Source organism: Acidovorax sp. 62 (assembly GCF_002754495.1).
Lineage (GTDB): Bacteria > Pseudomonadota > Gammaproteobacteria > Burkholderiales > Burkholderiaceae_C > Acidovorax.
On sequence record NZ_PEFJ01000001.1, the window covers coordinates 363,039 to 388,271 of the forward strand.

Here is a 25,233-nt window from a genome sequence, read left to right on the forward strand (position 1 = left end):
GCTGGCGGCCCACCTGTAAGCCATGGCGCTGTGCAGGGCCTGGGCTGAGCCACGCGCTGGTGCGGCGGTGCCTGCGCCCATTCCCATGGGCTCTGGTTTGGCCCGGCCGCTCTGTGGGTTTCCTCTGCAAGGGCTTGCGCCTTTGTTTCCTTTGTTCTGATTGCACTCTGGAGGTATCTGATGCTCAACCGTGACCACCAACTGGACACCGAAGCCCTGCTGCCCGGGCGTTCTACCGAGGCGGGCGCCACCCGGCGCACGGCCCTGCAAGCTGCGCTGGGCCTGGGATACGCTGCCGCTGCGGCCCCTGTGATGGCGCAAACCGCCATTGCCACGTCTGCCGAGGGGCTGGTGGCGGGCCAGGTGAGCTATGAGGTGGACGGCTTCAAGGTGCCCGCCTACCGCGCCGCGCCTGCGGGCAAGACCGGGCTGCCTGTGGTGCTGGTGATCCAGGAAATCTTTGGCGTGCACGAATACATTGCCGATGTGTGCCGCCGCTTTGCCAAGGCGGGCTACCTGGCCATCGCCCCCGATCTGTATGCGCGCCAAGGCAATGCGGCCAGCTACACCGAGGTGTCCAAGCTCATGGCCGAACTTGTGTCCAAGGTGCCCGATGGGCAGGTGATGGGCGACCTGGACGGCGCCGTGAAGTGGGTCGCCGCCAACGGTGGCGATGCCGCCCGTGTGGGCGTGACGGGCTTTTGCTGGGGTGGCCGCATCACCTGGCTGTATGCAGCCCACGGCCCGGTGAAGGCGGGCGTGGCCTGGTACGGGCGGCTGGTGGGGCAGTCCACCGACCTCACGCCCAAGCACCCGGTGGAGATCGCGCCCATCCTCAAGGCGCCCGTGTTGGGCCTCTATGGTGAAAAAGATTCCGGAATCCCTCTTGACACGGTTGATAAGATGAAATCAGCCCTAGCCAGCGGTTCTGCTGCAGCCAAGGTTTCCGAGTTTGTGGTGTACCCCGATGCCCCGCATGCTTTCCATGCCGACTACCGCCCCAGCTACCGTAAGGAAGCGGCGGAAGACGGCTACAAGCGTGCCCTGGCCTGGTTCAAGACCCACGGAGTGGTTTAAGCCGCTCCCTGGTCCGCAACCCGCAGCCGCCCTGATGTTTCGGGGCGGCTTTTTTTCGGGTGTACCACAAGCGTTTGATAAGAAAAATGCCGCTAAGGCACTATTAATAAGCGCTAATAGCTATGACTTTGATAGCAATCTTGATCGCCACCCTGGCTGCGGGGATTGGCAGCGTGTGGGCGGCAGCCCTTTTGATGCGCATGGGCCTGGGTGGGCGCCACGACGGCGTGGGGCCCCAGCACCTGCTGAGCCTGGCAGCCGGCGCGCTGCTGGCCACCGCCTTCATGCACCTCTTGCCCGAGGCGTTTGAAAGCCAGGCGGGCGCACACGACCTGTTTGCCACGCTGCTGGTGGGCGTGGTGTTTTTCTTTTTGCTCGACAAGGCGGAGCTGTGGCACCACGGGCATGAGCACAGCCACCACGGTCACGGCGATGGTCACGCGCATGCCCACGCACACCCCCCTGCGCGTGCCCATGAACACCATGAGGGGCACGACCATGGCCACGCCCACCACCACGGCCCGCGCGCGGGCGGCTGGGCGGTGCTGACGGGCGACAGCGTGCATTGCTTTGGCGACGGCATCCTGATTGCCTCGGCCTTCATGGCCGACCTGCGCTTGGGCGTGATCGCCGCCGTGTCGGTGCTGGCGCACGAGGTGCCGCACCACATGGGTGATCTGGTGGTGCTGCGCCAAACCAGCCCCAACCGCCGCATGGCGCTGGTGAAGGTGTCGCTGGCAGGCGCCGTGACGGCGCTGGGCGGCGTGGTGGGCTACTTCTTGGTGGGGCAGTTGCAAGACTTCCTGCCGTACTTCCTGGCCGTGGCGTCGAGCAGCTTTGTGTACGTGGCGCTGGCCGATTTGATCCCCCAGCTGCAAAAGCGCCTGACGGCGCGCGAAACCATCGCGCAGATCGCCTGGTTGATCGCGGGCATGGTCGTGGTCACTATGGTGAGCGGGGCGGCGCACAGCCACTGAGGTTGTCGAACGGGTTGGGCAGCAGCCCCGCTCAGGCCCCCAGTTCAAGCCCCCGTTTCAAGCGTTGCGCAGAGCCTGGGTGAGGAATTCCAGGCAGCTTTGCACCAGGGGCGGTCTTGCATCCTGCGCGGCATGCACCATGAGCGCCACCTTGCGCGAGATGACAGGGGCTTGCAGCGGGCACACCTTCACGGTGCCTTCGTGCAAGCTGTGGGTGTACAGCCGCGAGATCACGCCCACCGCCAGCCCGCAGCGCACCAGGCTGTAGAGCGACTCGCTGTACAGCAGCTGGTCGGCACGCGCCAGATCGGCCCCATGTTGGCGCAACGTGGCCATGGCCAGCTCGTAGGTGCTGCCGCGTGCAAACAAGGCCAGCCGTTCGCCCGCCAGGTCTTGCCACGTCAGGCGTGCACGGGGTGCCAGCCGGTGGCCCACGGGCAGCACCGCAACCAGGTCGTCTTGCGCCACGGCGATGGCTTCGATCTGCGGCGGCAAGTCCAAGGCCACGCCCAGCGCCAGGTCCACTTCACCGCGCTGCAGCGCGGCCAGCAGGTCGTCGTTGAGCGGGTCGTACAGGCGCAGGTCCACATCGGGGTGCTGCGCCAGCCATTGCTGCAAGGGCGCGGCCAGCAGGTGCATGGCCGAGGGCAGGGCGGCCACGCGCAGGACGCGCTTGCCATCGTGGAGCGTGCGAAACAGCCCATCCACCCCTTGCTCATAGCCATTGAGGAGCCGCTCGACCTGTGGCAAAAGCTGGGCGCCCTGCGGGGTGAGGCGCACATGGTGCGTGCTGCGCTCCAGCACCGGGGTGCCCAGCACGGCCTCCAGCTCGCGGATGGAGGCCGACAGCGCGGGCTGCGTGAGCGACAGCGCCTCGGCCGCCTGCCGAAAGCTCATGGCCCGGGCCACGGCCTGAAAGCTGCGCAACTGGCGCAGCGTGGGCGCACGGTGCGCGGGGGCGGGCTCAGTAGTGAGTGGCTTTGCAGGGGGCTTGCTCATAAATTGCTTTTATTGCGCCATCAAATTAAATCACTTCCGTTATCACCCCGCGCTGCATAGCATGCGGCCATGCCCACCTTTGTCGCGCCCGCAGACCCGCTGTACACCTTTCTCCATGCCCTGCCCAAGGTGGAGCTGCACTGCCATTTGCTCGGCACCGTGCGGTGCACCACGTTCACCCACCTGGTGCGCCGGGCGGGCGCGGCCATCAGCGATGCCGAGATCGAGGCCTTCTACACCCGGGGTGAAAAGCCCGTGGGCGTGCTGCGGGTGCTGCGTGCGCTGGACGCCGAACTCATCCGCAGCCCCGACGACCTGCACCGCCTGACTTACGAATACCTGCAGGATGCCGCTGCGCACCAGGTGCGCTATGCCGAGTTCTTCTGGAACCCCACGGGCACCGCCCAGCATTCGGGGCTGGCCTACCCGCAGGCGCTGGGCGGCATCGTGCGCGCCATTGCCGATGCCGAGGCCGATTTCGGCATCACCGGCCGTTTGATTGCAGCGATTGACCGCGAGGCCCCGCCCGCAGCCGCCACCGAGATGGTCGAGTGGGTGCTGGCCCACCGGCGCGACGAGGTGATTGGCATTGGCATTGATTACCGCGAGGTGGACCACCCGCCCGAGTGGTTTGCCCCGGCCTATGCGCTGGCGCGCCGGGGCGGGCTCAAGACCACGGCCCATGCGGGCGAGTTCGGCATGCCCTGGAACAACGTGCGCACGGCCATCGACGTGCTGCAGGTGGACCGCATCGACCACGGCTACACGGTGCTCGACAACCCGGCGCTGGTGCGCGAATGCGCCGACCGGGGCATCGTCTTCACCGTGGTGCCCACCAATTCGTACTACCTGCGCACCTTGGCCCCTGAGCGCTGGGCGCTGGACCACCCCATCCGCCACATGCCTGCGGCGGGCCTGCGCATTCACCCCAACACCGATGACCCCACGCTGCACCACGTGAACCCCACACAGGCTTGGGCCATGATGGTGCGCGACTTTGGCTTTGGTGCGGCCGACCTGCGCAGCTTTCTTGTCAACGGCCTGGATGCCGCGTGGATCGACGATGGCACGCGCCGTGCGTGGCGTACGCAGTGGCTGGCGGCGTTTGACCAGCAACTGGCGCCAGTGCAGGCCTCTGCTTTTGCTGCCGCGCCACCCTGAAGGAGTTTTTTTGATGTTGTCCCTTTTGTCGCCCCTCTCGGCACTGTCTTCATTGCCACCTTCCGTGCCTTCCCGCACCCGGCGTCTCGCCTTGCACCTCGCCGCAGCCGTGCTGGCGGGCGGCTGCGGCGTGGCCGCGCAGGCGCAGCCCGCTTGGCCTGCGGCCAAGCCCATCACGCTCATCGTTCCATTCAGCGCTGGGGGCAGTGTGGATGTGACGGCGCGGCTCATTGCCCAAAAGCTGGGCGAGCGCCTCAAGCAAAGCGTGGTGATTGAGAACGTGGCCGGGGCTGGGGGCGTGATCGGCATGGAAAAGGCCGCCAAGGCCGCGCCGGACGGCTACACCTTCGTCCTGGGGGCCGACAGCCCCGCCGCCATTGCGCGGCTGGTGAACCCGGTGGCGGTGCGCTACGACACGCTCAAGGACCTGGCCCCCGTGGGCCTGGTGACCACGGCCCCCATGGTGATCGTGGCCCGCCCGGGCCTGCCTGCCAACAACCTGGCCGACGTGATCCGCCTGGCGCGCGAAAAGCCAGGGCAGCTCAGCTACGCCACGTCGGGTGTGGGCACGGTGCTGCACCTGGCCATGGAGCGCGTCAAAGACCAGAGCAAGACCTTCATGGTGCATGTGCCATACCGAGGCGGCGCCCAGATCGTGACCGATGTGATCGGCAACCAGGTGGACCTGGCTGTGCTCATCAGCGTGACGGCGGCGCCGCACATCCACAGCAAGAAGCTCAAGGCCATCGCCCTGACGGACGGCCAGCGCCTGCCTTCGCTGCCCGACGTGCCGACCGTGGCCGAGACCGCAGGCTTCAAAGGGTTTGACATGGTCTCGTGGACGGGCCTGTTCGCCCCCGCGCAGACGCCCCCCGCCGTGGTGGAACGCCTGAACCGCGAGCTGGGCGAAGTGCTGCGCCTGGACGATGTGCGCGCCAAACTGGCCGACGGCGGCGCCGTGGCGGGCAAGGGCAGCGCGGCGGAGTTTGCGCGGTTTGTGCAGACCGAAAGCGCCCGGTATGCCGCAATCGTGAAGGCCGCGAACATCAAGGAATAAGCGGCCAGCGGGTTGCTGCTTGCCGTGCGGCGCTGTGCCTCCTGGCCCTTGATGCAGGTCAGTGGGTTGGCGAGTGCCTGGGGCCCGGGGCAATTTGCGCCAGACAAAAGGCGGGGGCTGTGCCATCCTGATGGCATGAACTCTGCCGCATCTGTCCCGTCCCATTCCACCGGGGTGCGTTTGGGCCTGTTCGCCCAGCCCACGCGTTTCCTGTTCTTCACCGGCAAGGGCGGGGTGGGCAAGACCTCGCTGTCCACTGCCACGGCCATTGCCCTGGCAGATGCAGGCCGGCAGGTGCTGCTGGTCAGCACCGACGCGGCCTCCAATCTGGACGAAATGCTGGGCGTGCCGCTGTCCAACCAGCCGGTGGCTGTGCCTGGGGTGCCGGGGCTGCACATGCTCAACATCGACCCTGATACCGCCGCCGAGGCCTACCGCCAGCGTGTGCTGGCGCAGCTGGAGGTCACGGCCACCAGCGACGAGCGCGCGACAGTGCGCGAGCAACTCTCGGGCGCCTGCACCACCGAGATCGCGGCGTTCGACGAATTTGCGGCGCTGCTGGCCAGCGAGGGCAGCGCCATCGGCCACGTGTTCGACCATGTGGTGTTTGACACCGCCCCCACCGGCCACACGCTGCGCCTGCTGAGCTTGCCCAAGGCCTGGACCGGGTTTTTGGCAGGCAACGACCGGGGGGCGTCGTGCCTGGGCCCGCACTCGGGGCTGAAGATGCAGGAGGCGCGCTTCAACGCCGCCCTGGCCGCGCTGAGCGACCCGGCCCTGACCACCGTGGTGCTGGTCACCCGCCCCGACCCCCGACCCATGCAGGAGGCCGCGCGCACCGCGCTGGAGCTGCGCGCCTTGGGCCTGGCCAACCAGCGCCTGGCCATCAACGGCGTGTTCCATGCCAGCCGACCGGGGCAGGACGCTGTTGCCGACGCCATCGAGGCCCTGGGCCGTAAGGCCATGGACCAGATGCCCGATGCGCTGGCGCATTTGCCGCGCGACGAGGTGCCGCTGCGCGCCTTCGACACCGTGGGCCTGCCTGCGCTGCGGGCCTTGCTGGGTGGCGGCGATGTGACGTTGCGCGCGCCCACTGCCGCAGCGGGTGTGCCGTTGCAGGCGGAGCCCCTCGCAGCCCTGGCCGACGCGTTGGCCGCCAAGGGCCACGGCCTCATCATGGTGATGGGCAAGGGCGGCGTGGGCAAGACCACCATCGCCGCCGCGCTCGCCGTGGGCCTGGTGCAACGCGGGCACAGCGTGCACCTCACCACCACCGACCCGGCGGCCCATGTGCAAAGTCAGCTCGATGGCAGCCTGCCGGGGCTGAAAGTGGGGCGCATCGACCCACAGGCCGAAACCCAGGCTTACATCGACAAGATCATGGTCACACGCGGCAAGGTGCTGGACGACGCGGGCCGCGCCCTGCTGCTGGAAGACTTGCAGTCCCCCTGCACCGAAGAAGTGGCCGTGTTCCACGCCTTCAGCCGCGTGGTGAACGAGGCCCGCAGCGCCTTTGTGGTGCTGGACACCGCGCCCACCGGCCACAGCCTGCTGCTGATGGACGCCACCGGCGCCTACCACCGGCAGATGACTCAGCAGTACGAAGGCAGTGCAAACTCCAAACACATCATCACGCCGCTCATGCGCCTGCAGGACGCCGACATGACCCGTGTGGTCATCGTCACCCTGCCCGAGGTCACGCCCGTTAGCCAAGCCGCCGCACTGCAGGACGACCTGCGCCGCGCCCACATCGAGCCCTGGGCCTGGGTCATCAACAAAAGCGTGGTGGCCACCGGCACCAGCGACCCTTTGCTGCAGGCCCGCCTGGTGGGTGAGCAGCAGCAGGCCGCACGCATTGCCAACGGCCTGGCGCAACGCACCTATGTGTTGCCCTGGCTGGCCCAGCCGCCGGTGGGGGTTGCGGCACTGGGGGCTTTGGTGGATGCGCCGTAATTTGCTATGAAATAAATAGCTGCTTACGCTTGCCGATATTGCCTTGAAGCCCAAAAATACTTAAAAAAAGCACTCAGTGGCAGGCCATGGTGTGACGGGCGCAAACCCTCACAGGCAACAAAAAACCCTGCTTGGCGAACCAAGCAGGGTTTTTGATTTGGTGGTGGTACCGGGACTTGAACCTGGGACATCAGCATTATGAATGCTGCGCTCTAACCAACTGAGCTATACCACCGAAGCCTCAAATTATAGACCAAAAAAATCACTGGTGCACGAAATTGGCCTTGCGCTTTGCAACGAAGGCGTCCATGCCCTCTTTTTGGTCTTGGGTGGCAAACAGCGCGTGGAACAGACGGCGCTCAAACATGACCCCGTCGGCCAGCGTGCCTTCAAACGAGCGGTTGACCGATTCCTTGGCCGCCATCACGGCGATGCGCGAGAAGTCCGAAATGATCAGCGCGGCGCCCAGGGCTTCGTCCAGCAGCTTGTCAAAGGGCACCACACGGCTCACCAGCCCTGCGCGCTCGGCCTCGGTGGCGTCCATCATGCGGCCGGTCAGGGCCATGTCCATGGCCTTGGATTTGCCCACGGCGCGTGGCAGGCGCTGCGTGCCGCCCGCGCCGGGGATCACGCCCAGCTTGATTTCGGGCTGGCCAAACTTGGCGTTGTCTGCGGCAATGATGAAGTCGCACATCATGGCCAGCTCGCAGCCGCCACCCAGTGCAAAGCCGCTCACGGCGGCGATCACGGGCTTGCGGATGCTGCGGATGGCTTCCCAGTTGCGGGTGATGTAGTCGCCCTTGTAGGCGTCGGCAAAGCTGTACTTGGCCATGGCGCCAATGTCGGCACCGGCGGCAAACGCTTTTTCGCTGCCCGTCACGATCATGCAGCCGATTTTTTCATCGGCATCGAACGCCTTGAGGGCCTCGCCCAGCTCGTTCATGAGCTGGTCGTTCAGCGCGTTGAGTTGCTTGGGGCGGTTGAGCGTGATGATGCCGACCTTCTCGCCTTCGGTGCGCACTTCAATGGTTTCGTAAGCCATGTTGTCTCCTGGTTTGGGGTATCAGAACCGGTGGGAATCGCTTGGAACAGATTCTTGGAACCTGTGGCCCAAGCCTGTTCAATACGGTAACCAATGACTATACCCATGCGGCTTGCACGGGGCTGTCGCGCCACCGTCAAGCCGCCGTTAGGCGGAGCCTGCCAGCCAGCGGCTGGTGGCAGTGGCGTCCGTGCAGGTCAGGCCCACGTTGTCGGGCGTTGCCGGGCGGCTGCGGCCCTTGGTTGGGGCGGGTGAGTTGCCGGGCAACGGCAGCTGCAAGGGCAATTCCAGCAGGCGCCCGTCGCGTGCCACCACGGCGGTCAGCTGCTTTTGGCTGCCTGCGTAAAAGCCCACATCGTCGAGCTTGCTGATGCGCCAGCCCTGGCCTTTGACCTGCACGCCCAGCCATTCGTCGCCGGGGGCCAGGCCTGCCTTCTCGGCGGCGCCGCCGCGCAGCACGGTCTTGATCTGCACGCTGTGGTTTTCGGCCACGCGCAGGCCCAGGCGCTGCGCCAGCTGGGCGGGCTCGCTTTTCGCGGCCACGCCGTGGGCGGCCAGTAGCTCGGCCAGGGGCAGCTCATCGGTGCTGTGCACCCATTGCTGGAGGTCGCGGGCGTAGGAGCGCCCTGCCAACTGCTCCAACACGGCCAGCACGTCGGTTTCAGCCATGGGGCCTGCCTTGCAGCGGCTCCATAGTCCACGCATCACGTCGTCCAGCGTGGTCTTGCCCTCCTGGCGCAGGCGCAGGTCCAGGCACAGCGCCACCAGCGAGCCTTTGGTGTAGTAGCTCACCGTGGCGTTGGGGGTGTTTTCGTCCTGGCGGTAGTACTTCACCCAGGCGTCAAAGCTGGCCTGCGCCACCGTTTGCACCTTGCGCCCCGGGGTTTGCAGCACCTGGTTGATGGTTTTTGTGATGAGCTTGAGGTAGGTGGCGTCATCGATGAGCCCGGCGCGGCGCAGCAGCAGGTCGTCGTAGTAGCTGGTGAAGCCCTCAAAGAACCACAGCAGCTGGGTGTAGTTTTCCTGGTCGTAGTCGTACGTCGCAAACTCGGCAGGCCGCAGGCGCTTGACGTTCCAGGTGTGGAAGTACTCGTGGCTGATGAGCCCGAGCAGGGTGGTGTAGCCATCGCTTTGGCGCTTGTCGCCCACGCGGGGCAAGTCACGCCGCCCGCAGATCAGGGCGGTGGAGTTGCGGTGCTCCAGCCCGCCGTAGCCGTCGTGCACCGCGTTGAGCATAAACAGGTAGCTGCCAAACGGCGCCTTGCCTTTGCCGTGCCAGAACCGAATGGCGGTTTCGCAAATTTTTTGCGTGTCGGCCAGCAGGCGCTCGCCGTCAAACGATGGGGCGGCCCCGGCCACCACAAACCGGTGGGCCACGCCACAGGCTGTGAATTGGCCCTGCCAAAAGTCGCCCATCTCCACAGGGCAGTCCACCAGTTCGTCGTAGTGGGCTGCGCCATACAGGCCAAAGCCCTTTTTGTCGGTCTTGAGCGGCGCAAGGCCCGTGGCCACCGACCACGCGGCTGTGGCAGGCCTGGGTGCGATGTACAGGCTGTGGCGGGCGGCTTCTTGGCCGTGCACGCGCAGGCACAGGCTGGTGCCGTTGAAGAAGCCCCGGGCGCTGTCCAGCCAGGCGGTGCGTACCGAGTTGTCGTAGGCATACACCTCGTAGGTCAGCACCAGCGGCGCGTCCTCGCGGCACTGCGCGACCCAGGAGTGCTTGTCGCCCTGGTGCAGCGGCACCGCGCGCTTGCCCTGGCGGGCCTGCAGGTTCTGCAGGTTCTTTGCAAACTCGCGCACCAGGTAGCTGCCCGGAATCCACACCGGCAGCGACACCGTCTGCCGCGCCTGGGGCTGCGCAATAGTCAGCGTGACCTGGTACAGGTGGGCTTGCAGGTTGGCGGCAGCCACCTCGTAGTGAACCGGTGCGGGGGCGGCAGTGGTTTTGGGCATGGCGTTGCTGCGGGGTGCGCAGGGCGTGTGGGTGGGGGCGTGTGGGGTGCTGATTTGGGCTTGGTTCAAACCCTCTGGGGCGCCCGCCGGGCGAGCACCGCTTAGTCATGATTGACGCAAAACAGGGCTCAGGCAAGCGGTTCGTCTTGTTGCGGGGCCGGTGCCACGTCCCGGTTTGCGTCAGCCGTGTCAGTTCTTGCTGGTGGTGTCGCTGGCGGCTTCGGCCAGGCGCTTTTCCACCTCTTGCGCGTCCACGGCGCCGGGGACACGGGTGCCGTTGGCAAAAATCAGGGTGGGGGTGCCGGTGATCTTGTGCTTGCGGCCAAAGGCCAGATTGCGCTGGATGGCGGCCGTGTCGCAGCTGGCGTTGCTGGGTTGCTTGTCGCGCACCATCATGTCTTGCCAGGCCACCACGCGGTCTTTAGCGCACCAGACGTTGCGCGACTTTTCGGCCGAATCCGGGCTCAGGATGGGGTAGAGGAACAGGTAGATGGTGACGTTGTCCACGTTCTGCAAATCCCGCTCAAAGCGCTTGCAATAACCGCAGTTGGGGTCTTCAAACACGGCCACCTTGCGCTTGCCGTCGCCACGCACGATGGGGAAGGCGTCTTTCAGGGGCAGCTCCGAGAATTCGACCGCCGTGAGCTTGTTGATGCGGTCTTCGGTCAGGTTGCGCCGGGCCTTGGTGTCGATCAGCTCTCCCTGGATGACGTAATTGCCTTTGGCATCGGCGTAGAACACGTCGGTGCCAATGCGCACTTCATACAGGCCCGGCATGGCGGTGGGGCGCACCTCGTCAATCTTGCCCATTTGTGGAATGCGCTCGGCCAGGGTTTTGCGGATGGCCGATTCCTGGGCCTGGGCAGACAGGCCCAGGGTGAGGGCCGCAGCAGCCAGCAGGAGGGAGATGAGTTTCATGGGCAGATCAATCAAAAAAGAGGGGCGGGTTGTCTGGGGGGCTCAGGTCGGTGGGAGTGTGCTCAAAGCCCGTGGGTTCCCATGGCTTGGCGGGCAATCCAGTTTTTGATCGGGCCACTGCGCTCCACGCCGCGAAGGCCCCAGTTGCGCAGGGCTTGCAGCGGGTTTTCGGGGCGTGAGAACAATTGCTGCAGGCCATCGGTGGCCAGGCTCATGGGCAGCATGGCGGCTTTGCGCTCGCGCTCGTAGCGGCGCAGCAGGCGCAGGTCGGCCACGCTGCGCCAGTAGTCGCGCCCATGCAGCACAGCGGCCAGCGCCTGGGCGTCGGCCAGCCCCAGGTTCAGGCCCTGGCCTGCCAGGGGGTGGATATTGTGGGCGGCGTCGCCCGCCAACACCCAGCTGCGTGTGGTTTTGCCCGACTCGGCCATGGGCCCGCACCAACGCGCCGCCTGGGCCTGTTGCAAAGGCCATGCTGCGCGGGGGGCGACCAGTTCCAATTGGCCCAGCGCGCCTTGGCTGGCGGCCTGCAGTTCTTCGGCAAAGGCCTCGGGTGCCATGTCCAGCAGTGGGGCCACTTGCTCGCGCTCGACCGACCACACCACGGCCACGGTGTGCCCATCGGCGCCATCCAGGGGCAAAAAGGCCAGGATGCCCTGCGGCAAAAACCACTGCCTTGCGATTTGGCCGTGGGGGTGTTCGCACGCCAGGCGGGTGGCAATGGCGTGCTGCGTGTAGGGGGTGACGTCAAATTCCACGCCAAACTCGGACCGCGTGCTGCTGGCGCGGCCTTCGCAGACGATGGTCAGGGCGGCGTCCACCGGCGCAGGCACCATCTCCACCTGGGGTTGGTAGCGCACGGCTTCGGCCAGACGCTGCTCCAGTGCGGGCACGTCCACAATCCAGGCCAGGGCATCGGCGCCCTGGGTGGCGGCGTCGAAGTGCACAGCGCTGCCTTGGTCTCCCTGCACCTGCATGCGGGTGACGGCTGTGGCGTGTTCAGGGTCGGGCCAGCTGCGCAGCGACTCCAGCAGCGTGCGCGAAGCGGTGTTGAGGGCATAGGCCCGCACGTCGGTGGCTGGGGGCTGGATGGCAGGGGGCGCGACCAAGGCCACACGCAAGCGTTCGCGGGCCAGCAGCAAAGCCAGGGTGCGGCCGACAATGCCAGCCCCACGGATACAGATATCAAAGGTGTGCGCCATGGCAGGGATTGTAGGAGCGGCCCGGCAGCCTGCTGGTGCAGTGCAGAATCGCCCCATGGGCGCCCGTGCTCGGGCTTTTGGCTGTGCCACCGAAGCAAGCGAGCTGGTGCGCCCCTTTTGTCCCCATTTTTCAGGAGCGCTGCAGCGTGTCGTCATTTGAAGCCGAATCCGATGTGACTGGAACCATTGCCCGGTTGTTTGTTTACCCCGTGAAGTCCTGTGCGGGCATTGAAGTGCAAGAAGCCCTGTTGACCGAAACCGGCCTGGACCTGGACCGTGCCTGGATGGTGGTGGATGCCCAGGGCCAGTTTCTGACCCAGCGCAGCCTGCCGCGCATGGCACTCATCCGTCCGCAGATCAAATTGGACGAACTGGTGCTGCGCGCCCCCGGCATGCTGGCCCTGCATGTGGCGCTGGACGTGGTGGAGGCGCCCGCCACCGTCACGGTGTGGGATGACACCGTGCCTGCCTGGGACATGGGGGCCGTGGCAGCGCAGTGGTTCAGTGACTTTCTGGGCCAGCCTTGCCGCTTGGTGCGGTTTGACCCCGACCACCGGCGCTGGTCCAGCAAGCAGTGGGCGGGTGATGTGGCGGCCCACACCCAGTTTGCCGATGGCTTTTCGCTGCTGGTGACGAGTGAGGGGTCCATGGACGGGCTCAACGAACGGCTGGCGGCCGCAGGCCATGGGGCTGTGGGGGTGGAGCGGTTTCGACCCAACCTGGTGCTGGGCGGGGTGGATGCACATGACGAAGACCGCATTGAGGACCTGCGCATTGACGCAGGAGCGCAGAGTGTGGTGCACCTGCGCCACGTCAAGCCCTGCGCCCGTTGCCCGATCCCCAATATCGACCCCACCACGGCCGAAAGCAGCCCGGTGGTAGGCGATGCCCTGAGCGCCTACCGCAGTGACAAGCGCTTGCAGGGGGCTATCACCTTTGGCATGAACGCGGTGGTGGTCCGCGGTGCGGGCACGCTGCTGCGCGTAGGACAGCGGTTTGGCGCCAACTATTGTTTTGATTGAGGTTGGGGGCTCTTTTTCAGCAGAAAAGGGGCTCTGCCTGCTGCTTTGCGCGCCGCTGGGGCCGCTGACATAAAATCACGCCCCCGAGGCTCATGGGCGCGCGGCGCCCACCCCAGGTTGATCCCCATGAATGTTCCGATTGCGTTGGCCGCCTTGCAGGCGCAGGCTGCCGAGCCTGTCCGTTTGCGTGAAATCCCGTACAACTACACCTCGTTCTCTGACCGGGAGATCGTGATCCGCTTACTGGGCTCCTCCGCCTGGGACCTGCTGGACCAACTGCGCAAAGAGCGCCGCACGGGCCGATCTGCCCGCATGCTGTACGAGGTGCTGGGCGACATCTGGGTGGTGCAACGCAACCCCTACCTGCAGGACGACCTGCTGGACAACCCCGACCGCCGCAAGCTGCTGGTCGATGCGCTGAACCACCGTCTGGGCGAAATCGAAAAACGCCGCACCCCCAACGACGACGCTGAGCGCGACCGCCTAGTGGGTGAGCTGGTGGTGGCCGCACGCCGCGCGGTGCAAGAGTTCAACGCAACCTTCGAGAATGCTGCGCAGTTGCGCCGCCAGGTGCAAAAGACACTGGGCCGCCTGACGGCCAAGGACAACATCAAGTTCGACGGCCTCTCGCGCGTGAGCCACGTGACGGACGCCACCGATTGGCGTGTCGAATATCCCTTCGTCGTGCTCACCCCCGACACCGAGGCCGAAATGGCCGCGCTGGTCAAGGGCTGTATCGAACTGGGTCTGACCATCATCCCGCGTGGGGGCGGCACGGGCTACACCGGCGGCGCGATTCCACTCACCTGGAAGAGCGTGGTCATCAACACCGAAAAGCTTGAAGCCATGACTGAGGTGGAACTGCGCCGCCTGCCGGGTCTGGACCGGGATGTGGGCACCATCTGGACCGAAGCGGGCGTGGTCACGCAGCGCGTGGCCGACGCGGCAGAGCGCGCCGGTTTTGTGTTTGCGGTGGACCCCACCAGTGCCGAGGCATCCTGCATTGGCGGCAACATTGCCATGAACGCAGGCGGCAAAAAGGCCGTGCTGTGGGGCACGGCGCTGGACAACCTGGCCAGCTGGCGCATGGTGACACCCGACGCCCAGTGGCTGGAGGTGACCCGCCTGGACCACAACATGGGCAAGATCCATGACGTGGAAGTGGCAACGTTTGAGCTGCAGTACTTCGAGGCCGACGGCAAGACGCCCGTGCGCACCGAGCGCCTGCAGATTCCGGGTCGCACCTTCCGCAAGGAAGGCCTGGGCAAGGACGTGACGGACAAGTTCCTGGCTGGCCTGCCCGGCATCCAGAAAGAAGGCTGCGACGGCCTGATCACCAGCGCGCGCTGGGTGGTGCATCGCATGCCCGAGCACACCCGCACCGTGTGTCTGGAGTTCTTTGGCAATGCCAAGGATGCGGTGCCCAGCATCGTGGACATCAAGGACTACATGTTTGCCGAGCAAAAACGCAGTGGCGTGTTGCTGGCGGGCCTGGAGCATCTGGACGACCGGTATCTGAAGGCCGTGGGCTACGCCACCAAGAGCAAGAAGGGCAACGGCGGTCTGCCCAAGATGGTGCTGATCGGCGACATTGCGGGGGACGACGCCGACGAAGTGGCCCGCGTGACCAGCGAAGTGGTGCGCCTGGCCAACACCCGCAGCGGCGAGGGCTTTATTGCCATCAGCGCCGATGCGCGCAAGAAGTTCTGGGCCGACCGCAAGAAGACGGCGGCCATCAGCCGCCACACCAACGCCTTCAAGATCAACGAAGACGTGGTGATCCCGCTGCCGCGCATGGCCGAGTACACCGACGGCATCGAGCGCATCAACATCGAGCTGAGCCTGCGCAACAAGCTCAAGCTGTGCGATGCGCTGACCGACTTTTTCGAGCGTGGCAACCTGCCCCTGGGCAAGCAAGACGCTGCTGAGGACGTGCCCGCAGCCGAGCTGCTGGAAGACCGTGTGGCCCAGGCCATTGCCCAGGTGGCCGAAGTGCGTGCTCTGTGGCAAGGCTGGCTGAACAACGTCGAAACGCTGTTCCCGCAACTGCAAGACCACACCCTGCGGGCCAGCTGGAAGACCCAACTGCGGGCGCCGCTGCAAGGCATCTTCACCGGCGCGGCGTTCAAGCCCATCCTGGACGAGGCCGTGGCCATCCACAAGCGCGTGCTCAAGGGCCGCGTGTGGGTGGCTCTGCACATGCACGCGGGCGATGGCAATGTGCACACCAACTTGCCGGTCAACAGCGACGACTACGAAATGCTGCAGACCGCGCACGAGGCCGTGGCGCGCATCATGGTGCTGGCGCGCAGCTTGAATGGCGTGATCTCGGGCGAGCACGGCATTGGCATCACCAAGCTGGAGTTCCTGACCGACGACGAGCTGCGTCCCTTTGCCGACTACAAGCGCAAGGTGGACCCCGATGGCCGTTTCAACAAGGGTAAGCTGCTACGAAATCAGGAGCTGCCAGCGCTTGATGGGAAGGCGATAGAGGCCAAAAATGCTTCTAATGCACCTGTGGTGCATGCCGACTTGACCAATGCCTACACGCCCAGCTTCGGGTTGATGGGGCACGAGTCGCTGATCATGCAGCAAAGCGACATTGGCGCTATTGCCGAGAGCGTGAAGGACTGCCTGCGCTGCGGCAAGTGCAAGCCCGTGTGCTCCACGCACGTGCCGCGCGCCAGCCTGTTGTACAGCCCGCGCAACAAGATTTTGGCCACCTCGCTGTTGGTTGAAGCCTTCTTGTACGAAGAGCAAACGCGCCGTGGTGTGTCTATCAAGCACTGGCAAGAGTTTGAAGATGTGGCCGACCACTGTACGGTGTGCCACAAGTGCTACACGCCTTGCCCGGTCAAGATCGACTTTGGCGACGTGACCATGAACATGCGCAACCTGCTGCGCAAGATGGGCAAGAAGACCTTCCGCCCCGGCAACGCGCTGGCCATGGCCATGCTCAATGCCACCAACCCGGACACCATCAAGTTCCTGCGTACCGCTGTGGTGGATGTGGGCTACAAGGCCCAGCGCGCCGTGGTGGACATCCTGCGCACCGTGGGCCGCAAGCAGACCGCCAAGCCGCCTGCGACGGTGGGCACCGCGCCGATCAAGGAGCAGGTGATCCACTTCATCAACAAGAAGCTGCCCGGCGGTCTGCCCAAGAAGACCGCCCGCGCGCTGCTGGACATCGAAGACAAGAACTACGTGCCCATCATCCGCAACCCGCAGGCCACCACGGCCGAGTCGGAGGCGGTGTTCTACTTCCCCGGCTGTGGGTCCGAGCGCTTGTTCTCGCAAGTCGGCCTGGCGACCCAGGCCATGCTGTGGCATGCGGGCGTGCAGACGGTGCTGCCACCGGGTTACCTGTGCTGTGGCTACCCGCAGCGCGGCAGCGGCCAGTTCGACAAGGCCGAGAAGATGATCACGGACAACCGGGTGCTCTTCCACCGCGTGGCCAACACGCTCAACTACCTGGACATCAAGACCGTGGTGGTGAGCTGCGGCACTTGCTACGACCAGCTGCAGGGCTACCAGTTCGACAAGATCTTCCCGGGCTGCCGCATCATCGACATCCACGAATACCTGCTGGAAAAGGGCATCACCCTGCAAGGAAAGGGCGCGTACCTGTACCACGAGCCTTGCCACAACCCCATGAAGCAGCAGGACAGTCTGAAGACCGTGAAGGCGCTGGTGGGCGAGCAGGTGCTCAAGAGCGACCGCTGCTGCGGCGAATCCGGCACGCTGGGCGTGTCGCGGCCCGATATTTCGACGCAAGTGCGCTTTCGCAAGGAAGAAGAAATCCGCAAGGGTGAAGCCGCCTTGCGCACAAGCGGTGCTGTGGGCGCAGAGGACAACGTCAAGATCCTGACCAGCTGCCCCAGCTGTTTGCAGGGTCTGAACCGCTACGAGGGCGACCTGCAAAACGGCCTGCTCGAAGCCGACTACATCGTCATCGAGATGGCCAAGCAGATCCTGGGTGAGAACTGGATGCCTGAGTATGTGCAGCGCGCCAACCAGGGTGGCATTGAGCGGGTGCTTGTGTAGCAATGAAGCTCCCCCTGAGTCGCTTCGCTCCTTCCCCCTCTCTCGCTGCGCGGGAGGGGGACGACGCCCTCGCCGCGGGGCGGCCCTTGCTCGGCGTCCACGGCTATAGGCTGCGCCGGTTGCGGGCTGCATTTGATATGAGAAGCTCCGTGGAGTTATCTCAATGAGCTGCCCCCTGTGCGAAGAAGACGGCGGTGCGCTGGTCTGGCGTGGCGAGAAGCTGCGCGTCATCCGCGCGCATGAGGCGGGCTTTCCGGCCTTCTACCGCGTGGTGTGGACGGCGCATGTGGCCGAATTTTCTGATCTGTCGGCCGCCGATCGCAGCCACTGCATGGAGGCGGTGACGGTGGTGGAGCAAGCCCTGCGCCAGCACCTGGCCCCCACCAAGGTCAACATCGCGGCGCTGGGCAACATGGTGCCGCACCTGCACTGGCACGTGATTGCACGCTTTGACTGGGACAGCCACTTCCCCGCGCCGGTCTGGGCCGCAGCGCAACGCCTTGGCCCTGCAGACCAAGAGGCTGCCGTGCATGCGCTGCTGCCCGCGCTGGAGTCTGCACTGCGGGCGCGTCTGGATGCCGTGATGCCTGTCGCTTGAGCGGTAGCTTTCCCAGTTTTTGACGGGCGCAGGCCCGCTTCCATTTTTTGACAGGTGATTGCATGGCTGGTTTGAAAACAGGCGCTCCGACGCCCACCGCGCTCACGGTCCACGAGGCCTCTCGCGTACTGGAGGTGGCATTTTCGGACGGTGCCGCGTTCCGCATCCCGTTTGAGCTGATGCGCGTGTACTCCCCCTCGGCCGAAGTGCAGGGCCACGGGCCCGGCCAGGAAGTGCTGCAAACCGGCAAGCGCGAGGTGACGCTGGTGAACCTAGAGCCGGTGGGCAACTATGCCGTCAAGCCTACGTTTTCGGACGGCCACGACAGCGGTATCTTCAGCTGGGACTATCTCTACGAGCTGGGCCAGCAGCAAGACGCCTTGTGGCAGCAATATGCTGAGCGCCTGGCCGCTGCTGGGGTGGAGCGTGACGCGCCCATGGCCGCCAAAGGTGGCGGCCATGCCTGCGGTAGCCACTGAAGTGCGACGCGCCCGTCAGGGGATGGAGCCGCGCGGCAGTGCAAATGCTATAAAAATAGTAGCTGCTAGCGCTTATCCTGAAAGCGCTAGCCTCCCTTTTGATATCAACCCTGCGACGGATGCCCCATATCAGTGCGGGGTTGTCGCTGTACGGCAGGCGCGCAGGCGCCTAGCATGAATGCCATGAGCAACACCCACTTTGGATTTGAGTCGGTCGACGAAACGGAAAAAGCACAGCGCGTGCGCGGTGTGTTTGATTCGGTTGCGTCCAAGTACGACGTGATGAACGACCTCATGTCGGGCGGTCTGCACCGCGCCTGGAAGGCCTACACCGTGATGGTGGCCAACCTGCGCGAAGGCAGCCAGGTGCTGGACATTGCCGGGGGCACGGGCGATCTGTCGCTGGCGTTTGCCAAAAAGGTCGGCAGCACCGGGCGCGTGGTGCACACCGACATCAACGAGGCCATGCTGCGCACGGGACGCAACCGCCTGATCGATGCGGGCGTGGTGCTGCCCACGCTGGTGTGTGACGCCGAACAACTGCCGTTTCCTGATGCGCATTTCGACGTGGTGAGCGTGGCCTTTGGCCTGCGCAACATGACCCACAAAGACCGCGCCTTGGCAGAAATGTGCCGTGTGCTCAAGCCCGGCGGCAGGCTGCTGGTGCTGGAGTTTTCCAAGGTCGCCAAGCCGCTGGAGAAGGTGTACGACTGGTATTCCTTCAAGGTGCTGCCGCAACTGGGCAAGCTGGTGGCGGGAGACGACGCCAGCTACCGCTACCTGGCCGAGTCCATTCGCATGCATCCAAGCCAGGAAGATCTCAAATCCCTCATGCAGCAAAGCGGTTTTGGGCATGTGGACTATCACAACATGACTGGCGGAGTAGTGGCTTTGCATGTTGGAATCAAGTGCTGAACGCAATGTTTGCGCTCAATGCTGATGAATGACTCAACGGAGATGACATGATGAAACTGTGGTCTGTGGTTTTGGTGGCGCTGATGGCGGTGGTCCATGTGGACGCCGAAGCCAAGCGCATGGGGGGCGGTAAGTCCGTTGGACAGCAATCGAGCAACGTGACCCAACGCGAATCGTCTGGCGGCGCGGCACCTGCCCAGAACGCCACAAACAACGCAGCCGCTGCCAAGCCCGCCACACCGGCGGGTGCAGCGCCTGCTGCCGCAGCGCCCAAGAGGCCTTGGGGCGCCATGCTGGGCGGCCTGGCCGCAGGCTTGGGCCTGGCGTGGTTGGCCAGCTCGTTGGGCCTGGGTGCCGGGTTCGGTCAGTTCTTGATGATTGCACTGCTGGCCTTGGCGGCGGTTGCGGTGATTGGCATGGTCATGCGCGCTCGCCGCTCGGGTGCTGCCAGCCCGGCAGGTGGCGCACCGTTCGCCTTCCAAGGCGCGGGCGCTGGGGCTGCCACACCGGCAGCGGCCCAGGTCCCCAACACCTACCGCCCTGAGAACGTGGGCAACGACGCGTCGGCCCGCCCCTGGGAGCGCAGCAGCATGGCCTTTGATGCCTCGCGCCAGGCCCAAGGCTCTGGCGTGGTGATCGGCTCTGGCCTGGCAGGCTCGCAAAACTGGGGCGTTCCAGAAGGCTTTGACACCGACGGTTTCCTGTCGGCCGCCAAGCGCAACTTCGTGACGCTGCAAGCCGCTTGGGACCGCTCTGACATTTCCACGCTGCGCTCGATGATGACGGACAGCATGCTCGAAGAAATCCGCACCCAGCTGGCCGAGCGCCAGTCGCAGCGCGGTGCAGAGCCCAACCACACCGATGTGGTCATGATTGAAGCGCAGCTGCTGGGCATCGAAGAAATGGACGACCGCTACATGGCGAGCGTGGAGTTCTCCGGCATGATCCGTGAAGAACTCTCGGCGGGCCCCAGCCCCTTCCGCGAAGTCTGGAACATGACCAAGGGCAAGACTGGCAACAGCGGCTGGCTGGTGGCTGGCGTGCAAGCTCTGCAGTAAACGCGCAGGGTCATCCCAGTTCAGGGAATAATCGGGGACTATGGCAACACAGTCCCCTTTTTCATTTCTGGATGGCATTTTTGACCGCGTCACTTCTGGACCGCAGCCTCCGCAATGGCTGGTCCACGAAGTGCATCAGCGCGCCGTGCTGTTCATCAACCACGTTCTGATGCAAGAGCCCGAGGCCATGGAGCGCCTGCGCCGCCAAAAGGGCCGCGTTGCGCGCGTGCAGTGGCGCCACTATTCCATGGCGTTGCTGGTCACACCTGCCGGGTTGTTCAACCTAGCGGGCGAGGGCGATACCCCTGATCTGCGGCTGGAGGTGACCGAGCTGTCGCCGCTGGCCTTGGCCCAAGGCGCCTTGCGGGGCGACAAGCCCGCCATTCGCATCGAGGGCGATGTGCAACTGGCGGCAGAAATCAACTGGCTGGCCGACCATGTGCGCTGGGATCTGGAGGAAGACCTGGCCCGCTTGATGGGCGATGCGCCCGCCCACCAGCTGTGCAACGTGGCGCGTCGCGCCGCGCAGGCACTGCGCCAGTTTGTCGGTACCCGCGTGTCCGAGGGCGCCGTGGTGCCCGCCTCTGCTCCAGACGGCGTGGACCGGGCCGCGGCATGAAGCGTTTTTTGCGCGGCTGCACCATCTTGTGGGTGGTGTTCCGGTACGGTCTGGACGGTTTGGTTCTGGACAGCTTTCAAAAGCCCGGCTTGCGCTGGTTGTCGCGCATGCTGTCGTTTGGGCGCAAGCTGGACGCGCCGCGAGGCCAGCGCCTGCGCGAGGCGCTGGAGCAACTGGGCCCCATCTTCGTCAAGTTTGGCCAGGTGCTCTCCACCCGGCGTGACCTGTTGCCCCCTGACATTGCCGACGAACTGGCATTGCTGCAAGACCGGGTGCCGCCGTTTGACCCCAACGTGGCCATTGCCACCATCGAGCGCGCTTTTCGCAAACCGGTCGATACCGTGTTCACCTCGTTCGAGCGTGTGCCTGTGGCCAGCGCATCGATTGCGCAGGTGCACTTTGCCACGCTGATTGACCGCGATGGCGTGCAGCGCGAGGTGGCCGTCAAGGTGCTGCGCCCTGGCATGCTGCCTGTGATTGAAAAAGACCTGAGCCTCATGCGGATGATGGCGGGCTGGGTCGAGAGCCTGTCGGCCGACGGCAAGCGCCTCAAGCCACGCGAGGTGGTGGCCGAGTTTGACAACTACCTGCACGATGAGCTGGACCTGGTGCGCGAGGCGGCCAACGCCGCGCAGCTGCGGCGCAACATGCAGGGGCTGGATCTGGTGCTGATCCCTGAGATTTTCTGGGACTTCTGCCACCCTGAAGTGATGGTCATGCAGCGCATGAAGGGCGTGCCCATCAGCCAGGTGGATCGCTTGCGCGACGCGGGGGTGGACATTCCCAAGCTGGCGCGCGATGGCGTCACCATCTTCTTCACCCAGGTGTTCCGCGATGGGTTCTTCCACGCCGACATGCACCCAGGCAACATTCAGGTCAGCCTGGAGCCTGAAACCTTTGGGCGCTACATCTCGCTGGACTTCGGCATCGTTGGCACGCTCACCGAGGTGGACAAGGAATACCTGGCGCAGAATTTTGTGGCGTTTTTCCGCCGCGACTACAAACGCGTGGCCGAGCTGCACATTGAAAGCGGCTGGGTGCCGCCCGAGACACGGGCCAACGATCTCGAATCCGCCATTCGGGCGGTGTGCGAGCCGTATTTTGACCGCCCGCTCAAAGAGATTTCGCTGGGGATGGTGCTGATGCGCCTGTTCCAGACCTCGCGCCGGTTTCATGTTGAAATCCAGCCCCAACTGGTGCTGCTGCAAAAAACCCTGCTCAACATTGAGGGGCTGGGGCGTGAGCTGGACCCCGAGTTGGACCTGTGGAGCACGGCCAAGCCCTTCCTGGAAAAGTGGATGCTGGAGCAAATGGGGCCGCAAAGGCTGTGGCGCGACATGCGTGCCGAGGCCCCGCATTACGCCAAGCTGCTGCCCGAGCTGCCCAGGCTGCTCCACGATTTTTTGCGCCGCCGTCCCTCCGAAGAGCACACAGCCCTGCGAGAGCTGGTGGAGACCCAGAAGCGGACCAACCGCTTGCTGCAACTGATCTGCAGCGTGGGCTTGGGCTTTGTGCTGGGTTTGCTGGCCATGCAGGTGCTGGTGCGCATTCGGTTGTTTTAAGTCCCGTTTGCCGTGGGCAGATTCCAGGGGGCCTGCGGGGCCCCTGGCACTACTTTCGCTTAGGTTGTTCTTTCCTCCAACGTCCGCGACATCAAGGAGCATGCCGTGCTGTTGACCCTGGTCATCGTCTATCTGCTGATCACTATCGCCATTGGCCTGCTGGCCGCCAGGCGCGTCAAGAACGCGGCCGATTTCGCCATTGCCGGGCGACATTTGCCGCTGTACATGATCATCACCACCACGTTTGCGACCTGGTTTGGGTCAGAAACCGTGCTGGGCATTCCGGCCAAGTTCATTGAAGGGGGGCTCGGCAATGTGGTCGAGGACCCTTTTGGTGCAGGCTTTTGCCTGATTTTGGTGGGGCTGTTTTTTGCGGGACGTCTGTACCGGATGACCCTGCTGACCATCAGCGACTACTACCGCGAGCGCTTTGGCCGCACGGTGGAGGTGGTGTGTTCGCTGATCATCATGCTCAGCTACCTGGGCTGGGTGTCCGCTCAGGTGACGGCACTGGGGTTGGTGTTCCACCTGCTCTCGGGTGGTGCCATCAGCATCTCGGTGGGCATGGTCATTGGGGTGGTGTCCATCTTGGCCTACACCCTGTTTGGTGGCATGTGGTCCGTGGCGGTGACCGATTTCATCCAGATGATCATCCTGGTGGTGGGCCTGGCCATCATTGCCGTGTTTGCGGGCAACATGGCTGGCGGCGCCGGCAAGGTGCTGGAGTTCGCCTCCAGCCGCGAGCTGTTCCGCTTCCTGCCCGAGCCCAAGTTCCACGACATCGTGTTTTTCGTGGCAGCTGCCATCACCATGATGTTCGGCTCCATTCCGCAGCAAGACGTGTTCCAGCGTGTCATGTCGGCCAACAACATCCAGGCCGCCACGCGCGGCCCCGTGATTGGCGGCATCTGCTACATCCTGTTTGCCTTTGTGCCCATGTTTCTGGTGGCCAGTGCGTTGATCATCATGCCGGGCGAAACCGCCGAGCTGCTCAAGGACGACCCGCAAAAAGTGCTGCCCACGCTGGTGCTGTCCAAGATGCCTTTTGTGATGCAGGTGCTGTTCTTTGGCGCCTTGCTGTCGGCCCTCAAATCCACCGCCTCGGCCACCTTGCTTGCGCCCAGCGTGACGTTTACCGAGAACATCTGGCGCCAGTTTCGCCCGCACGCGTCTGACCGCCAGCATCTGCTGACCATGCGCGTCACCACGCTGGTGTTCAGCCTGTTTGTGCTGGCATATGCGATTTACATGCAGGGCACGCCCATCTATGAACTGGTCTCGGGCGCCTACCAGGTGCCTTTGGTGGGGGCGTTTGTGCCCCTGGTGTTTGGTTTGTACTGGAAGCGTGCCACCACCCAGGGCGCTATTTTTGCCATCGTGCTGGGGTTGCTGACCTGGCTGCTGTTCTTGGCAACACCCGCTGGCAAGGAGTTTCCGGCCCAGTTGGCTGGCGTTCTGGCCGCCTTGGTGGGCATGCTTGCGGGCTCGCTGGGCCCCCAGGCCATTCGCAACAGCCATGCGGGGCACCACCGCGTGGTGGGGGTGGAGTGACGGCCAGAGCCTGGCGAGGGCTGTGGTGCAGAGACGCCCGCCTATAATTAAAGGTTTTGCACTTTCCCTCAACGCTCTGACATGCCTATCTACGCCTACAAATGCGGCTCCTGCGGCCATGCCAAGGATGTGCTGCAAAAAATCTCCGATGCGCCGTTGACCACTTGCCCCGCTTGCGGAGCAGAAGCCTTTTCCAAACAAGTCACTGCCGCGGGCTTTCAGCTCAAGGGATCAGGCTGGTATGTGACGGATTTTCGTGGCGGCAGCGGTGGCAGTTCTGCCCCCGCCCCTGCAACTGAATCCAAGTCCGATGCCGCAGCGCCTGCTGCCAGCGCGCCAGCGCCTGCCCCCGCAGCTGCTCCTGCCCCTTCGGCGGGCGGCGGCTCCTCTTCTTCGACCTGACAGGCCGCCATGTCCGCCTTGCGCAAATGGCTGTTCACCGGATTGCTGGTCATCGTGCCCGGCGTCATCACCGCGTGGGTGCTGAACTGGATCGTCAGCACGCTGGACCAGACGCTGCAAATCCTGCCCGGTGCGTGGCAGCCAGACAAACTCCTGGGGATTCACATCCCAGGGTTTGGCGTGCTGCTGACGCTGCTGATCCTGTTGGTGGTCGGGGCTGTTGCCAGCAATTTTGCAGGACGCAAACTGGTGCAATGGGGCGATGCCCTGGTACACCGCATCCCGGTGGTGCGCTCCATTTACTCCAGCGTCAAGCAGGTTTCTGACACCCTGTTTTCAGAAAGCGGCAACGCCTTTCGCACCGCTGTGCTCGTGCAGTGGCCGCGCGAAGGGGTCTGGACGATTGCGTTCATCACTGGGGCACCCAATGGTGAAGTCGCGGCCTATTTGCGCGACGAGTTTGTGAGCGTGTATGTGCCCACCACCCCCAATCCCACGGGCGGTTACTTCGTCATGCTGCGCAAGAGCGATTGTGTGGAGCTCGACATGAGCGTGGATGCCGCGCTCAAGTACATCGTCTCGATGGGGGTTGTTGCGCCAGCCGACCCCAATCAGTTGCCTCTCAAATAATTTTCTTTTCATTCATT

The 25,233-nt window shown here is 64.6% G+C and carries 21 protein-coding genes and 1 tRNA gene; 16 read left to right on the forward strand and 6 right to left on the reverse strand.

The features are described from left to right. Nucleotides 1-180: 180 nt before the first annotated feature. On the forward strand, nucleotides 181-1,077 hold the full coding sequence (locus CLU86_RS01650; protein WP_099740363.1) for a dienelactone hydrolase family protein: 897 nt from the start codon (nucleotides 181-183) through the stop codon (nucleotides 1,075-1,077). 122 nt (nucleotides 1,078-1,199) lie between these two features. Further along, nucleotides 1,200-2,054, forward strand: coding sequence for a ZIP family metal transporter (locus tag CLU86_RS01655; protein ID WP_099740364.1), 855 nt, complete (start codon nucleotides 1,200-1,202; stop codon nucleotides 2,052-2,054). 57 nt (nucleotides 2,055-2,111) lie between these two features. Here CLU86_RS01655 and CLU86_RS01660 read toward each other — a convergent pair whose 3' ends face one another. Further along, nucleotides 2,112-3,053 carry a LysR family transcriptional regulator gene (locus CLU86_RS01660; protein ID WP_099740365.1) on the reverse strand — a complete coding sequence of 314 codons (942 nt, stop codon included), beginning with the start codon at nucleotides 3,051-3,053 and terminating at the stop codon, nucleotides 2,112-2,114. A gap of 69 nt (nucleotides 3,054-3,122) precedes the next feature. Between CLU86_RS01660 and add the strand changes: the two genes are divergently transcribed. From add to arsA, 3 genes are all read left to right on the forward strand, one after another. Then, nucleotides 3,123-4,214, forward strand: coding sequence for an adenosine deaminase (add, locus tag CLU86_RS01665; protein WP_099740366.1), 1,092 nt, complete (start codon nucleotides 3,123-3,125; stop codon nucleotides 4,212-4,214). A gap of 13 nt (nucleotides 4,215-4,227) precedes the next feature. After that, nucleotides 4,228-5,271 (forward strand): tripartite tricarboxylate transporter substrate binding protein, encoded by a 1,044-nt coding sequence (locus CLU86_RS01670; RefSeq protein WP_099740367.1) that lies wholly within the window; start codon nucleotides 4,228-4,230, stop codon nucleotides 5,269-5,271. A gap of 135 nt (nucleotides 5,272-5,406) precedes the next feature. Beyond that, nucleotides 5,407-7,224, forward strand: coding sequence for an arsenical pump-driving ATPase (arsA, locus tag CLU86_RS01675; protein ID WP_099740368.1), 1,818 nt, complete (start codon nucleotides 5,407-5,409; stop codon nucleotides 7,222-7,224). Between the two features lie 158 nt (nucleotides 7,225-7,382). Here arsA and CLU86_RS01680 read toward each other — a convergent pair. The 5 genes from CLU86_RS01680 to CLU86_RS01700 all read right to left on the reverse strand — a co-directional run bounded on the left by CLU86_RS01680 (nucleotide 7,383) and on the right by CLU86_RS01700 (nucleotide 12,336). Then, nucleotides 7,383-7,459: transfer RNA gene (locus tag CLU86_RS01680), tRNA-Met, on the reverse strand. A gap of 27 nt (nucleotides 7,460-7,486) precedes the next feature. After that, nucleotides 7,487-8,266 (reverse strand): enoyl-CoA hydratase, encoded by a 780-nt coding sequence (locus tag CLU86_RS01685; protein ID WP_099658283.1) that lies wholly within the window; start codon nucleotides 8,264-8,266, stop codon nucleotides 7,487-7,489. 147 nt (nucleotides 8,267-8,413) lie between these two features. Further along, nucleotides 8,414-10,219: a M61 family metallopeptidase gene (locus CLU86_RS01690; protein WP_099743215.1), complete on the reverse strand. Its 1,806-nt coding sequence runs from the start codon at nucleotides 10,217-10,219 to the stop codon at nucleotides 8,414-8,416. Nucleotides 10,220-10,408: 189 nt separating this feature from the next. Further along, a complete protein-coding gene (locus CLU86_RS01695; RefSeq protein ID WP_099740369.1) occupies nucleotides 10,409-11,137 on the reverse strand; it encodes a DsbC family protein in 729 nt (242 codons plus the stop codon). Nucleotides 11,138-11,199: 62 nt separating this feature from the next. Continuing rightward, entirely contained in the window at nucleotides 11,200-12,336 is a 1,137-nt protein-coding gene (locus CLU86_RS01700) for an FAD-dependent monooxygenase (RefSeq protein ID WP_099740370.1), read from the reverse strand. Between the two features lie 146 nt (nucleotides 12,337-12,482). Between CLU86_RS01700 and CLU86_RS01705 the strand changes: the two genes are divergently transcribed. The 11 genes from CLU86_RS01705 to CLU86_RS01760 all read left to right on the forward strand — a co-directional run bounded on the left by CLU86_RS01705 (nucleotide 12,483) and on the right by CLU86_RS01760 (nucleotide 25,216). Beyond that, nucleotides 12,483-13,358 (forward strand): MOSC domain-containing protein, encoded by an 876-nt coding sequence (locus tag CLU86_RS01705; protein ID WP_099743216.1) that lies wholly within the window; start codon nucleotides 12,483-12,485, stop codon nucleotides 13,356-13,358. 126 nt (nucleotides 13,359-13,484) lie between these two features. After that, the gene (locus CLU86_RS01710; protein ID WP_099740371.1) at nucleotides 13,485-17,402 is read left to right on the forward strand and encodes an FAD/FMN-binding oxidoreductase; all 3,918 of its coding nucleotides are present in this window, start codon (nucleotides 13,485-13,487) and stop codon (nucleotides 17,400-17,402) included. Between the two features lie 163 nt (nucleotides 17,403-17,565). Continuing rightward, a complete protein-coding gene (locus tag CLU86_RS01720; RefSeq protein ID WP_099740372.1) occupies nucleotides 17,566-18,000 on the forward strand; it encodes an HIT family protein in 435 nt (144 codons plus the stop codon). A 62-nt stretch (nucleotides 18,001-18,062) separates the two neighbouring features. Beyond that, entirely contained in the window at nucleotides 18,063-18,479 is a 417-nt protein-coding gene (locus CLU86_RS01725; RefSeq protein WP_099658289.1) for a gamma-butyrobetaine hydroxylase-like domain-containing protein, read from the forward strand. Between the two features lie 183 nt (nucleotides 18,480-18,662). After that, nucleotides 18,663-19,394, forward strand: coding sequence for a bifunctional demethylmenaquinone methyltransferase/2-methoxy-6-polyprenyl-1,4-benzoquinol methylase UbiE (gene ubiE / locus CLU86_RS01730; RefSeq protein WP_099658290.1), 732 nt, complete (start codon nucleotides 18,663-18,665; stop codon nucleotides 19,392-19,394). 47 nt (nucleotides 19,395-19,441) lie between these two features. After that, entirely contained in the window at nucleotides 19,442-20,452 is a 1,011-nt protein-coding gene (locus CLU86_RS01735) for a Tim44 domain-containing protein (RefSeq protein WP_099740373.1), read from the forward strand. A 40-nt stretch (nucleotides 20,453-20,492) separates the two neighbouring features. Next, nucleotides 20,493-21,071, forward strand: a complete 579-nt coding sequence (locus tag CLU86_RS01740; RefSeq protein ID WP_099740374.1) for an SCP2 domain-containing protein — start codon at nucleotides 20,493-20,495, stop codon at nucleotides 21,069-21,071. Then, nucleotides 21,068-22,633: a ubiquinone biosynthesis regulatory protein kinase UbiB gene (gene ubiB / locus CLU86_RS01745; protein WP_099740375.1), complete on the forward strand. Its 1,566-nt coding sequence runs from the start codon at nucleotides 21,068-21,070 to the stop codon at nucleotides 22,631-22,633. The genes CLU86_RS01740 and ubiB overlap by 4 nt, the downstream gene beginning before the upstream one ends. A 105-nt stretch (nucleotides 22,634-22,738) precedes the next feature. Further along, entirely contained in the window at nucleotides 22,739-24,184 is a 1,446-nt protein-coding gene (locus CLU86_RS01750; RefSeq protein WP_099740376.1) for a sodium:solute symporter family protein, read from the forward strand. An 81-nt stretch (nucleotides 24,185-24,265) separates the two neighbouring features. Further along, nucleotides 24,266-24,586, forward strand: a complete 321-nt coding sequence (locus CLU86_RS01755) for an FmdB family zinc ribbon protein (RefSeq protein ID WP_099740377.1) — start codon at nucleotides 24,266-24,268, stop codon at nucleotides 24,584-24,586. A gap of 9 nt (nucleotides 24,587-24,595) precedes the next feature. Next, entirely contained in the window at nucleotides 24,596-25,216 is a 621-nt protein-coding gene (locus CLU86_RS01760; RefSeq protein ID WP_099658296.1) for a DUF502 domain-containing protein, read from the forward strand. Nucleotides 25,217-25,233 lie beyond the last annotated feature (17 nt).